Genomic DNA, 12,512 nt, shown 5'->3' on the forward strand with positions numbered 1-12,512 from the left:
CGTATCAATCACGCTCCCCTTTTAATGTTTGTTCTATAATGCTGTGCATCATGTCTTTTGTCAACTGTCCGCTTGCATAACCGAACACATTGCCTTCCCGGTCTATCATATAGGTAGTTGGAAAAGAGTAGATGCCGTAAGCTTCAAATAATTCTGCGTTCGTATCCATTAAAACCGGATAAGCATACCCATTCTCTTTAAGAAAATCCTTAATTCCCTGTTCGTCTTTTTCATCTCCATAGTCAGGAGCTGCCACTCCCAGAATGATTACCCCGTTTTCTCCGTCTGTCTCCTGTGTCTCATATAGTTCCTGAATGTCCGGCATCTCTGCACGGCATGGAGGGCACCAGGTAGCCCAGAAGTTTAAAAAGATTGTTTTTCCTTTATAGTCAGACATAGAATGGGTATTCCCAAACTGATCTTTTAATGTAAAATCAATGGCAGGAAGGGGTTCCTTTTCCGTGGTTTCCTCTTGGGACTCTGTTTCCCTTTGTGTCTCTGTTTCTTCCCGGGTTATGTTTTCTGTCTCTTTCTCCCCGGCTTCCTCTCTGGCCTGAGGCGAAGAAGGAAGAACTGATAAATACCCGCTGATTCCATTCATCTTTCCTGTAAACATCAAGGCACCTATTACAATCAAAAGAGCGCCTCCGGCTTTCACCGCATTTTTTGTTACATTCCTATGAGCTTTAAAAAATGCCAGCACCGTTGTGGTGAAAAATCCAACAAACAGAAACGGAAGAACAAAGCCAAGTGTATACACTCCAATCAAAAGAAATCCGAGTGTTCCTGATGAGGCGGAGGTTGCCATGAGCAGTACACTTGCAAGTGCCGGACCAACGCAGGGTGTCCATGCAAAGCTGAATGTAAATCCCATGAAAAGTGCAGTCAGCGGGGACATGGCAAGCTTGTCAAAGGAAAAAGGAAGTCTTCTGTCCCGTTCAATCAAAGTTGATGTTCCTAAAAGTCCCAGTTGATACAAGCCAAACAAGAATATCACCACACCGCCTGCTCTGGCAAATAAAAGCTGATGGGATCTGAAAAAGCTTCCAAGTGCCGTAACTCCAAGCCCCAGCAAAAAGAAAGTAAAGCTGATTCCAAGGACAAAACAAATGGTGTGGATAATGACCTTTCTGCGGTTATAGATGATCTGTCCATCTTCTCCTGCAACACCGGTCCCTCCGGATAAATATCCAATATAAAGAGGGATCAGCGGAAGAACACAAGGGGAAAAGAAACTTACAATCCCCTGCAAAAACACCGTTAAAACAGGAATACTTATATCTAGGGAAAAACCCACTCCTATACCTCCTTTTTGGTTTTAAATACTGAAAAATGTATCCTTTTTCCGAAACTTCTGTACTAATTTTAGTTACAGTTTTATTGGTGTAACTATACCATTTTAGACAAAAAGTGTCAAGTATGAAAAGCATAAATTTCTTCTGTCACATGGTCAGTGCCTGCTTCCCGCAGGCAGAGCACTTCTTAAAGCAGCGATCCAGGTTAAATGCTACTCTGGGAAGGTATCCAAAGTCTTCCAAAAGAGTAAACATTGGGAAAAAGATTGCCATAGGAGGAAGCATTACCGATACTACCCAGGCAAGAACCCGGTAGACCCCATGGATGAGAAGATTGGACAGAATTGAGGGCACTCCTGCCCAGTCTGCAGCACTGCTCAGCCAGTCTTCTACGGAAAATAATGCCTTGCTAAGCAGTTGGGAGGGATAATTGGCACCAGTTATGGTCAGCCAGAAAATTCCAAGAAGAACCAGAAACATAATGGGAAAGCCAGTGGATTTACTGGTAAAAAGCCAATCCAGTTTCCGGTCTTTCCGGTTATACGTCTGATTTTCATAAATCACAACATCTTTGCATAAATATTCTGCTTTTTTTATAAATACATTTGCCATATCATCGCTGACTCTCTCCTGGTCATAGCCTTCTTCCTTCCACTGGCTGCGGATCTCTTCCAGACACGCCATAACTTCCTGGGATTCTGCAACCGGCGCTACATAGGTTTTTACTGCTGTCATCAGATTTTCATTGGAGTCCAACAGTCTGGCACAGAGCCATCTGGTATTAATTTTATCAGAAGACAGGGGTTCTGCAATGGGAATCAGTTTTTCAATGGCTTTTTCAATATATTCCGGATAATTGATCAGTCTGGGACGAAAGGCTTTTTCCTCTTTCTCTTCCAGACAGCGGGACAGACTGGTATAAATCTGATCCAGCCCTTTTTTGCTTCTTGCAGCCGTACCTGCCACCGGAACTCCAAGGCGCTGTTCCAACAGATCCAGACGAACTGTGATCTGCTTCTTTTCTGCCTCATCCATCAGATTGACGCATACTACCGAATAAGGAGAGGCCTCCAATACCTGCAAAACCAGATTCAGATTCCGTTCCAGGCAGGTGGCATCACAGACTACCACCACTGCATCTGGATTTTCAAAACAGATAAAATCTCTGGCAACCTCTTCTTCTGTGGAATGAGCCATAAGGGAATAGCAGCCCGGAATGTCAACCATTACATATCCCTGACCGCCGTCGCTGCAGTAGCCCTGGGCATTGGCAACCGTCTTTCCCGGCCAGTTTCCCGTGTGCTGGTTCATGCCTGTGAGCTGGTTAAACACGGTACTCTTTCCCACATTGGGATTTCCTGCCAGAGCAATGACTTTATCCGTTTCACTTCGCTTTTTAATTTCCAGCCCCATATCTACAGATTTAATTCCAACCGAATCTCTGCTTAATCCCATTGTTCCTCCTCCTGAGGAACTGCCGCCGCTGCTACTTCTTCTTCATAATGGCGCTTCAGCACTGTTTCGTCCTCCACACGAATTAAAACACGTCCTGCATCTTCGCTTCTAAGAGCAATAACTGCACCTCTTATTAAAAATGCAGTTGGATCACCAAGAGGGCTTTTCCCCAGACATTCCACAATAGTTCCTTCAATCAGCCCGATGTCCTGCAATCGTCTTCTCATATCATCATAGGCCGCCAGTTTTAAAATGACTGCCTTCTGGCCTCTCTTTAAATTGGATAAGCTTATTTTTTCCTTCATCTCGATTACCTCCGCAATGTTTCCATATCCTAACATATGCAGAAAGGAAAAATCAGGTTCCAAAAAAATCAAATAAGCTTTTTCCCTCTCCCACTCATAGAACCATCGCTTTTAGAATAGTAATAAACAGGGACTACGCAAAAGAAAGGAGACTGATTCCCATGACTCAGACAGATAATTTTTACACGCTGAAGGGCTATTCTCTTCTGGAGCAGACAAAAATCACTTCTTCTATGGAAGATTATCTGGAAATGATCTGCCGGCTTCATCATAACGGACACACCGTACGGATTAAAGAGCTGGCGGAATGTCTCCATGTAAAACCGTCATCAGCCTCAAAAATGGCTGGAAATCTAAAAAAAGAGGGTCTGGTGGATTTTGAAAAATACGGTGCTGTCACCCTTACGGATGGAGGGCTTGAACTGGGAGAATACCTTCTTTTCCGCCACGACGTGCTTCATCGTTTTTTCTGCTATATCAATCAAAATACCAACGAGCTGGAACAGGTGGAAAAAGTGGAGCATTTCATGGACCCGGAAACCGTGTATAATATACAAAAATGGTTGAATAAATTTGCATAGACAGACTTGTGTGAATTCTGATTATGTCGTATACTAGAGCAAAACAGGAACATTTCAGGAGGACAAACACATGGATAAGATTAAAATGACAACTCCCATCGTTGAAATGGATGGCGATGAGATGACCCGGATTCTCTGGCAGATGATTAAAGATAATCTCCTGCTTCCTTTCATTGACTTAAAGACAGAATATTACGATCTGGGTCTTGCCCACCGGGAAGAAACCAATGATCAGGTAACCATTGATTCCGCCAATGCCACAAAGAAATATAAGGTTGCTGTCAAATGTGCTACCATAACTCCCAATGCCGACCGTGTAAAAGAATACAATTTAAAGGAGATGTGGAAAAGCCCCAACGGCACAATCCGTGCGATCTTAGATGGAACCGTATTCCGTGCTCCCATTGTTGTCAAAGGAATTGAACCATGTGTGAAAAACTGGAAAAAACCCATTACCATTGCAAGACATGCTTACGGTGATGTATATAAGGGTTCCGAGATGAAGATTCCCGGGGCCGGAAAGGTAGAACTGGTCTATACTGCAGAGGACGGAGCAGAGACAAAAGAGCTGGTCCATAACTTTCAGGGTTCCGGAATTGTGCAGGGTATGCACAACTTAAACGATTCCATTAAAAGCTTTGCAAAAAGCTGTTTCCGTTATGCGCTGGACACCAGACAGGATCTGTGGTTCTCCACAAAGGATACCATTTCAAAGAAATACGACCACACCTTTAAGGACATTTTCCAGGAGATTTTTGAAGCTGATTTTAAAGACAAATTTGAAGAAGCAGGCATCACTTACTTCTACACCTTAATTGATGACGCAGTAGCCCGGGTTATGAAATCAGAAGGCGGATACATATGGGCATGTAAGAATTATGATGGCGATGTAATGAGTGATATGATCTCTTCCGCATTTGGTTCTCTTGCCATGATGACCTCTGTGCTGGTTTCTCCTTCCGGCGACTTTGAATACGAAGCAGCACATGGAACCGTGCAACGCCATTACTACAATCACTTAAAAGGTCAGGAGACTTCCACCAACTCTGTAGCCACAATCTTTGCATGGACCGGTGCTTTAAGGAAACGTGGAGAACTGGATAAAAACCCGGAACTCACTGCATTTGCTGACAAACTGGAAAAAGCCACCATCGACACCATTGAAGGCGGTGAGATGACCAAAGACCTGGCAATCATTACCACTATTTCTAACCCAACTGTTTTAAATAGTGAAGATTTTATCAAAGCTATTGCAAAACGTCTTTAATCCAGTCGGTTAATCACTGAAAAAAAGAAAGCCGCATAACTGCCGCTTTCTTTTTCTTTTAGGAGGTATGTATGAAATATAAGCCAAAATCGGTTACACTAAAAAATGGTATTTCCTGTATCTTAAAAAGTCCGGGACCAGAAGATGCTCCCACTGTACTCCGTATGCTTTACACAACATCAGAGGAAACCAGCTTCCTCTCCCGATACCCTGATGAGATTGATATTACCATAATCCAGGAACAGCAATTTCTGCAGCACTGTTTAAAAAGCAAACAAGATCTGATGATCTGCGCATTCATTCAAGGCAATCCGGTGGGGAGTGTGGGGATTAATCCCATTGCACTGCACGAACGGTATGCCCATCGGGCTTCCTTCGGCATCTCCATCTGCAAAGATTACTGGGGACTTGGAATCGGTTCCCATTTGCTGACTGCCGCCTTAAGCGGTGCCAGGGAAATCGGATTTGAACAGTTGGAACTGGAGGTGGTATGCACCAATGAACGCGCTATTGCCCTTTATGAAAAGTTTGGTTTTTACACTTACGGAACCAGAGAACAGTGTTTTAAATACAGAGACGGAACCTATGCTTCTGAATACTTAATGATGAGAAAGGTTTAAAAATTTCGACATTATTCTCAAAATATCTGTTCATCTCATTATCAAAATGATATAATGAGTATTATCATATGTCATGTTGGTAATGGAAGGATCGCAATCATGAATTTAAGACATCTTACTATCTTTAAAACGGTGTGTGAGGAAGGCAGCATTACAGGAGCGGCAAAAGCTCTGTCCATGACGCAGCCTGCTGTCTCCCACGCCATCAATGAACTGGAAGAAACCGTTGGTTCCCCCTTATTCGACCGGGTATCCAGAAGAGTGGTGATTAACGAAAACGGAAAATTCTATCTCTCAAAAGTTATTCCCCTTTTAGAACTTTATCAGGACCTTGAGAAGTATTCTGGTATGCTTCACCTCCAGGCACCTCTGCGCATTGGGTCCTGTGTCACCCTTGCCAGTTACCTGCTGCCAGGTGCAGTCTCCCGTTTTACAGCAGCAAACCCGGATATTCAGACCCGGGTTACCGTCTCCAACTCACAGGAAATTACTGCAAAGCTCCTAAAGAATGAACTGGACATCGGTCTGATCGAAGGGGTAATCTCAGATGATAAGTTAGAAAAGATTCCATTTTCTTCCTATCCCATGGCAGTTATCTGCGCTCCCTGCCATCCCTTTGCAAAGAGGACTGCCCAGCCGGTTGCTCTGGACGGACTGATGAAAGAGCCTCTTCTTTTAAGAGAATCCGGGTGTACATTAAGAGACACTTTTGATTATGCCCTTGCCCTTAATAACCTTTCTGCAGAACCACTCTGGTCCAGCACCAATTCTGATGTGATTTTGCAGGCAGTGAAAGAGAATATCGGCATCGGTGTGGTTCCAAGGATTTTCGCTGACGAATCCATCAAGCAGGGAGATGTGGTTGAGATTGAAGTGAAAGACCTGGAACTGAGCTGCATGAACCATGTGGTTTTTCAAAAGGACAAGTTCCAGACAGAAGCATTCCAGGCGTTTATTAACCTGATCTTATTCGAATAGGAATTCTATATAAAAAGTACCTTAAAATGGCAGCTTATAACCATTTTAAGGTACATCAAAACCAAGCTATTCTTTCTCTGATAAAATCTTATCTATGCTCACCAACTTCACACACAGGGTAAACAGTTCCAATGCCAGTAGCAGATCGCTTAAAGTCGGATAGGAAGGAGCAATACGGATATTTGTATCCTGTGGATCTTTGCCATATGGATAAGTAGCTCCTGCCGGGGTCATAATCAGACCGGCTTTTTTGCATTTTGCAACAATCGCCTTTGCGCAGCCAGGTAAGGAATCAAAGGAGATGAAATAACCGCCTTTGGGATTGGTCCATTCCCCAATAGAAGGACCGCCCAGTTCCTGTTCCAGACTGTGGATGACCGCTTCAAACTTCGGTCTGATGATGTCCGCATGTTTTCTCATATGCTCAATCATTCCATGAATATCTCCAAAGAAACGCACATGACGAAGCTGGTTTACTTTGTCGTGTCCAATCGTCTGAATCCTTAACTGCCTTTTAATATCCACCAGATTATTCTGACTGGCTGCTATGGCCGCAATTCCAGAGCCTGGAAAACTCACCTTGGATGTAGATGCAAACTTATATACCAGATCCGGATTGCCTGCTCTCTTACATTCCGCCAGAATCTCAATTAAGTGGTCCTGGTCGTGGTCATATAGATGATGAATGCTATAGGCATTATCCCAGTAAATACGGAAGTCACTGGCTGCCGGTTCCAGGCGGGCAAACCGTCTTACGGTCTCATCAGAATAGGAAATCCCAGAAGGGTTGGAATACTTTGGCACGCACCAGATTCCTTTTATGGAATCATCATTTTCCACCAGTTTCTCCACCAGATCCATATCAGGACCAGAAGGGGTCATGGGAATATTAATCATCTCAATTCCGAAATATTCGGTGATGGCAAAATGTCTGTCATATCCGGGCACAGGACATAAAAACTTCACCTTGTCAAGCTTGCACCAGGGAGTGCTGCCCATTACTCCATGGGTCATGGAGCGGGAAACCGTATCATACATGACATTTAAACTGGAATTTCCATAGATAATAATGTGGTCAGGCGCTACTTCCATCATATCGGCAACAAGTTCCTTTGCCTCTTTAATCCCATCAAGAATTCCATAATTACGGCAGTCCATGCCGTCCTCACAGGTCAGATCATCACTGCTGCTTAACACATCCATCATACCCATGGATATGTCAAGCTGCTCTGTGTTAGGCTTTCCTCTTGACATATCAAGCCTTAAATCTCTTCCCCGAAACTCCTTATACTGTTCAGAAAGTTCTTTTTTCAGCTCCTGTAATTCTTCCTTTGTCATCTCAACATACGGTTTCATAGACACCTTATCCTCCTCATATAGACTCCATTAACCCAGCAGTTCCTTTATAATCCGGTTGACTGCCGCCGGATCAGCTTTTCCTTTCATGGACCGCATGGTCTGGCCAACCAAAAATCCCATTGCCTTTTCTTTTCCATTGTGGAAATCTTCCACAGACTGAGGATTGGCATTCACGATGGCTTCAATGGCAGTGCGAAGTGCACCTTCATCATTGACTACCTTTAGTCCATGTTCCTCCACATACTGCTCCGGATCAACATCTTCTGAGAAAATCTTCTCAAACACTTCTTTTCCCACGGTTCGGTTAATGGTTCCATTATCCACTAACTGAATCAATTTTGCAAGGTTTTCCGGGGAAAAAGACATATTTTCCGGTTCCATCTCATGCTCCTTTAACAGACGCATCCCTTCCACCATCAGCCAGTTTGCCGCCTCTTTTGCCTTGCCACCAAGAGCCGTAACCGCCTCAAAAAGATCCGCCATGTGCTTGGAACCAGTAATAATGTCTGCATCGTATTCCGAAAGAAGATATTCCTCCTGATACCGTTTCATCTTCTCCGTTCGAAGTTCAGGCTGTCTGGAGCGGATGGTTTCAATCCACTCATCGCTGATTACAATCGGCGGCAGGTCCGGGTCAGGGAAATAACGGTAATCCTTTGCATCTTCTTTGGAACGCATGGCATAAGAAGACTCCTTATTATCATCCCATCTTCTGGTTTCCTGGACGATTTGTTTTCCTTCCTCAATCAATTCGATCTGACGCTTTCTCTCCCCTTCAATTGCTCTGGCAATTGCCTTAAAGGAGTTTAAGTTTTTCATCTCTGTTCTGGTTCCAAACTCTTTTGCTCCTGCTTCCCGTACCGATAAGTTCACATCTGCTCTCATGGAACCTTCCTGAAGCTTACAGTCCGAAGCTCCCAGGTACTGAATGATCAGCCTTAATTTTTCCAGATAAGCAATCACTTCTTCTGCACTTCTCATATCCGGCTCGGAAACGATCTCAATTAAAGGAACTCCGCTTCGGTTAAAATCCACCAGGGAACAGTCTTCCCATTCGTCGTGAATCAACTTTCCCGCATCTTCTTCCATATGAATCTCATGAATACCAATCTTCTTTTTTCCTGCTGCCGTATCAATCTCCACATATCCGTCATGACAGATCGGAAGATAGAGCTGGGATATCTGATAGTTCTGTGGATTATCGGGATAGAAATAATTCTTTCGGTCAAACTTGCAGTACTGGTTTATCTCACAATTTGCTGCAAGCCCTACTGCAAGAGCATACTCCACCACCTGCTTATTTAAAACAGGCAGGGACCCGGGCATTCCGGTACATACCGGACAGGTATGGGTATTGGGTGCTCCTCCAAACTCTGTGGAACAGGAGCAGAAGATCTTTGTTTTGGTGGCAAGTTCCACATGAACTTCCAGACCGATAACGATTTCATATTGTTTACTCATTTACTTCTCCTCCCTTCCGGAGATCGCATCCATTGCCATGGGCGCCATCTCATAAGATCTTCCCTGCTCCAGCGCATAACCGGCTGAAAGAATGGTCTTTTCTTTGAAACAGTCACCAATTAACTGTACACCGATGGGCAGCCCTTTGCTGTCTTTACCAAATGGCACAGAAAGTCCTGGAAGCCCGGCTAAATTAACGGAAATGGTATAAATATCTCCTAAATACATCTTAAGCGGATCCGTCAGACTTTCGGAAAGCCTGGGAGCAGTTGTGGGAGCAACCGGTCCAAGAATTACATCATATTTTGCAAAGGCATCATCAAATGCCTTTTTAATCAGTGCCTTTGTCTTCAGTGCTTTCAAATAATAAGCATCATAATAGCCAGAACTAAGCACAAAAGATCCCAACATGATCCGTCGTTTTACTTCCGGTCCAAATCCCTGGGAACGGGTTTTTTTATACATACCATGAAGTCCTTCGTAATCTTTGGCACGATAACCGTACTTCACCCCGTCAAACCGGGATAAGTTGGAGCTTGCTTCTGCAGATGCAATCACATAATAAGCCGGAATGGCAAACTCTACCATACCAAGATCAAAGGTTTCTACAACAGCCCCTTGTTCTTCCAGCACCCTGGCTGCCCGGAAAATGGTTTCCTTCACTTCCTCATTAAGACCTTCCCGCAGATAATCACCTGGAATTCCCACTCTCAGCCCTTTTACATCTCCGGTCAAAGCTTTGGTAAACTGGTAATCTTCACATTCTACAGAAGTGCTGTCCTTTTTGTCATAGGAAGCCAAAACCTCTAAAATTGCCGCACAGTCTGTTACATCCTTTGCGATTGGTCCGATCTGATCCAGAGATGATCCATAAGCCACCAGTCCATAACGGGAAACGGTTCCATAGGTTGGCTTTAACCCTGTTACACCGCAGTAAGAGGCAGGCTGTCTGATGGAACCGCCGGTATCAGATCCCAGTGCGTAAAAACATTCTGCTCCTGCCACTGCTGTACAGGAACCGCCGGATGAGCCTCCCGGAACATGATTGGTATTCCATGGGTTTTTTGTGACTCCAAAAGCGGAAGTCTCTGTCGTACTTCCCATGGCAAATTCATCCATATTGGTTTTACCAAGAATAACCGCTCCTGCCTGAATCAAATTTTCCACTGCCTGTGCGGTATAAGTAGGAACAAACTCTTCCAGAATCTTAGAACTGCAGGTGGTTTTCATTCCTTCCACGCAGATATTATCTTTTATTGCAACCGGAACACCGGCTAAAGGTCCGTTAAGCTCTCCGGCTTCAATCCGTTTCTGGACTTCTTTGGCCTGAGCAAGAGCATATGCTTCGTCGATGGTTACAAAACTGTTCAGTTCCGGCTCCATGGCTTTCATCTGCTCCAGTACAGCCTTTACCGCTTCCACAGAGGTTACTGCTCCGTCTTTTATTTTCTTTCCAAGACCTACTGCGGTCAGGGACAATATTTCCTGTTGTGTCATTTGATTTCCCCCTATTCCACTGTCTTTGGTACCTTAAAGGCTCCGTCTTTTTTCTCAGGAGCATTCTTTAAGATGTTCTCTCTGTCATCACCATGCTCCACCACATCTTCCCGGAAAACATTGTGCACCGGAAATACATGGGATACGGGTTTTACATTGTCTGTATCCAGCTCATTCAATTTATCAATATAATCTAACATCCGCCCCATATCTTTCTTGGCAGCTTCCCGTTCTTCTTCCTTTAATTCCAGCTTTGCCAGAATTCCAACGTACTCAATGGTTTCATCGTCAATTATGTGTCCCATACTTTAACCTCCTTCTATGGTTCCAGTCTTGTTACATCTCTTGGAAACAACGTAGTTTCCCTTACATTTGCTTCATCAAGAAGCCGCATGGTCAGACGCTCTAAACCAATTCCCAGCCCTCCATGAGGAGGCATACCGTACTGAAAGATCATTAAATAGGAAGAGATATCCTCCGGGTTCATACCTCTTGACTCCATTTTCTTAATTATGGTGTCATAATCATGGATTCTCTGTCCGCCTGTGGTAATCTCAAGTCCCTTAAACAGTAAATCAAAGCTTAAAGTAAACCTGTTATCAGCCGGATCATCCATGGCATAAAAAGGACGTTTTTTCGACTGATAATGGGTAACAAATACGAAATCACTTCCGCATTCCTCTTTAAAATATCTTCCGATCAACGCTTCCTCTTCCGGCTCCAGATCATAAGGATTACGAATCTTTCTGTCATACTTTTGGGAAACCAGTTCTTTTGCCTCATCAAAGCGGACAGCCGGAATCGCAGATACATCCGGAAGATCCACTTTTAACATCTTTAATTCCTGTTCATACTCTTTCGAAAGTAAGGCAAAGGTATACTTTAGCATACCAGCCTCCATTTCCATGATCTCCTCAAACCCGTCAATATATCCCATCTCAAAGTCCATACTGGTGTATTCATTCAGATGTCTTGTAGTATTATGCTTTTCCGCACGAAATACCGGTGCCACCTCAAATACCCTGTCATAGACTCCGACCATGGTCTGTTTATAAAACTGAGGGCTTTGCCCCAGTTCTGCTTTTTTATTAAAATAATCCAGTTTGAATACATTGGAACCGCCTTCTGCTCCCCGTGCTACAATCTTAGGTGTGCGAATCTCCGTAAATCCCTGTTTATGCAGGAAATCCCGAAATCCCCGTACAATTCCCTCCTGAATCTTAAACTTTGCCCGTTCCATGGGATTCCTTAATGTAATGGGACGCAGCGCCAGCTTTGTTTCAAGTGAGGTGTTTAATTTCCATTTGCTGATGGCAATGGGCATCACCTCTGCCGGCTGGGATAATACTTCAATGGCTGTCAGACGCAGTTCAAATCCGCGGGGCGCACGATCCTCCTTCGAAACCATTCCGGTAACCCGGATAGCCGATTCTTCTTTCAAAAGACTTAAATCAAATGCTGTCTTTCCTTCTTCAAACACACACTGTACAAGCCCCTCTGCCTTACGCAGAATGACAAATGCCACATCTCCCATATCCCTGATGGTATGGACACTGCCTTCCATCTGAACGGTCTTTCCTTCATAATCACCGGAACAGATCTCCATAATTCCTACCGTTTCCTTTTGTTTCACACCTTTGATAAATTCCATCTTTCTTTCTCCTTACCTGGTTGTGTGTAAATGTAATTGCTTT

At 44.0% G+C, this 12,512-nt stretch carries 12 protein-coding genes; 4 read left to right on the plus strand and 8 right to left on the minus strand.

Annotated elements, in window-relative coordinates; translation table 11 throughout:
• Positions 1–4 precede the first annotated feature (4 nt).
• The 3 genes from FAY33_RS05095 to FAY33_RS05105 all read right to left on the minus strand — a co-directional run bounded on the left by FAY33_RS05095 (position 5) and on the right by FAY33_RS05105 (position 3,055).
• Entirely contained in the window at positions 5–1,297 is a 1,293-nt protein-coding gene (locus tag FAY33_RS05095; protein WP_143319699.1) for a cytochrome c biogenesis protein/redoxin, read from the minus strand.
• A gap of 145 nt (positions 1,298–1,442) precedes the next feature.
• Complete coding sequence (locus tag FAY33_RS05100; protein ID WP_143319700.1) at positions 1,443–2,750, minus strand: ferrous iron transporter B; 1,308 nt, start codon at positions 2,748–2,750, stop codon at positions 1,443–1,445.
• Positions 2,741–3,055, minus strand: a complete 315-nt coding sequence (locus FAY33_RS05105; RefSeq protein WP_143319701.1) for a FeoA family protein — start codon at positions 3,053–3,055, stop codon at positions 2,741–2,743. Before FAY33_RS05105 ends, FAY33_RS05100 begins: the two co-directional genes overlap by 10 nt.
• 161 nt (positions 3,056–3,216) lie before the next feature.
• Between FAY33_RS05105 and FAY33_RS05110 the strand changes: the two genes are divergently transcribed.
• From FAY33_RS05110 to FAY33_RS05125, 4 genes are all read left to right on the plus strand, one after another.
• Complete coding sequence (locus tag FAY33_RS05110) at positions 3,217–3,636, plus strand: metal-dependent transcriptional regulator (protein WP_143319702.1); 420 nt, start codon at positions 3,217–3,219, stop codon at positions 3,634–3,636.
• A 70-nt stretch (positions 3,637–3,706) separates the two neighbouring features.
• Positions 3,707–4,903, plus strand: a complete 1,197-nt coding sequence (locus FAY33_RS05115) for an NADP-dependent isocitrate dehydrogenase (protein WP_143319703.1) — start codon at positions 3,707–3,709, stop codon at positions 4,901–4,903.
• Positions 4,904–4,974: 71 nt separating this feature from the next.
• Positions 4,975–5,523: a GNAT family N-acetyltransferase gene (locus tag FAY33_RS05120; protein WP_143319704.1), complete on the plus strand. Its 549-nt coding sequence runs from the start codon at positions 4,975–4,977 to the stop codon at positions 5,521–5,523.
• Between the two features lie 99 nt (positions 5,524–5,622).
• Positions 5,623–6,501, plus strand: a complete 879-nt coding sequence (locus FAY33_RS05125; protein ID WP_143319705.1) for a LysR family transcriptional regulator — start codon at positions 5,623–5,625, stop codon at positions 6,499–6,501.
• Between the two features lie 66 nt (positions 6,502–6,567).
• On the opposite strand, the gene FAY33_RS05130 is transcribed toward FAY33_RS05125, so the two are convergent.
• The 5 genes from FAY33_RS05130 to aspS are packed head-to-tail and all read right to left on the minus strand — an operon-like array spanning position 6,568 to position 12,469.
• Positions 6,568–7,857: an aminotransferase class I/II-fold pyridoxal phosphate-dependent enzyme gene (locus tag FAY33_RS05130; protein WP_143319706.1), complete on the minus strand. Its 1,290-nt coding sequence runs from the start codon at positions 7,855–7,857 to the stop codon at positions 6,568–6,570.
• 30 nt (positions 7,858–7,887) lie between these two features.
• Positions 7,888–9,321, minus strand: coding sequence for an Asp-tRNA(Asn)/Glu-tRNA(Gln) amidotransferase subunit GatB (gene gatB, locus FAY33_RS05135; RefSeq protein WP_143319707.1), 1,434 nt, complete (start codon positions 9,319–9,321; stop codon positions 7,888–7,890).
• Positions 9,322–10,818 carry an Asp-tRNA(Asn)/Glu-tRNA(Gln) amidotransferase subunit GatA gene (gatA, locus tag FAY33_RS05140; protein WP_143319708.1) on the minus strand — a complete coding sequence of 499 codons (1,497 nt, stop codon included), beginning with the start codon at positions 10,816–10,818 and terminating at the stop codon, positions 9,322–9,324.
• Between the two features lie 11 nt (positions 10,819–10,829).
• Complete coding sequence (gene gatC / locus FAY33_RS05145) at positions 10,830–11,123, minus strand: Asp-tRNA(Asn)/Glu-tRNA(Gln) amidotransferase subunit GatC (protein WP_143319709.1); 294 nt, start codon at positions 11,121–11,123, stop codon at positions 10,830–10,832.
• A 14-nt stretch (positions 11,124–11,137) separates the two neighbouring features.
• Positions 11,138–12,469, minus strand: coding sequence for an aspartate--tRNA(Asn) ligase (gene aspS / locus FAY33_RS05150; RefSeq protein WP_143319710.1), 1,332 nt, complete (start codon positions 12,467–12,469; stop codon positions 11,138–11,140).
• Positions 12,470–12,512: the final 43 nt, after the last annotated feature.

It is taken from the genome of Clostridium sp. HBUAS56010 (assembly GCF_007115105.1).
Taxonomy (GTDB): Bacteria; Bacillota; Clostridia; order Lachnospirales; family Lachnospiraceae; genus Lacrimispora.

Bases quoted from the DNA above. Each gene is read 5' to 3' on its own strand.
- FAY33_RS05100 (WP_143319700.1), bottom strand. From the start codon at position 2,750: ATGGGATTAAGCAGAGATTCGGTTGGAATTAAATCTGTAGATATGGGG.
- FAY33_RS05105 (WP_143319701.1), bottom strand. From the start codon at position 3,055: ATGAAGGAAAAAATAAGCTTATCCAATTTAAAGAGAGGCCAGAAGGCA.
- FAY33_RS05110 (WP_143319702.1), top strand. From the start codon at position 3,217: ATGACTCAGACAGATAATTTTTACACGCTGAAGGGCTATTCTCTTCTG.
- FAY33_RS05115 (WP_143319703.1), top strand. From the start codon at position 3,707: ATGGATAAGATTAAAATGACAACTCCCATCGTTGAAATGGATGGCGAT.
- FAY33_RS05120 (WP_143319704.1), top strand. From the start codon at position 4,975: ATGAAATATAAGCCAAAATCGGTTACACTAAAAAATGGTATTTCCTGT.
- FAY33_RS05125 (WP_143319705.1), top strand. From the start codon at position 5,623: ATGAATTTAAGACATCTTACTATCTTTAAAACGGTGTGTGAGGAAGGC.
- FAY33_RS05130 (WP_143319706.1), bottom strand. From the start codon at position 7,857: ATGAAACCGTATGTTGAGATGACAAAGGAAGAATTACAGGAGCTGAAA.
- gatB (WP_143319707.1), bottom strand. From the start codon at position 9,321: ATGAGTAAACAATATGAAATCGTTATCGGTCTGGAAGTTCATGTGGAA.
- gatA (WP_143319708.1), bottom strand. From the start codon at position 10,818: ATGACACAACAGGAAATATTGTCCCTGACCGCAGTAGGTCTTGGAAAG.
- gatC (WP_143319709.1), bottom strand. From the start codon at position 11,123: ATGGGACACATAATTGACGATGAAACCATTGAGTACGTTGGAATTCTG.
- aspS (WP_143319710.1), bottom strand. From the start codon at position 12,469: ATGGAATTTATCAAAGGTGTGAAACAAAAGGAAACGGTAGGAATTATG.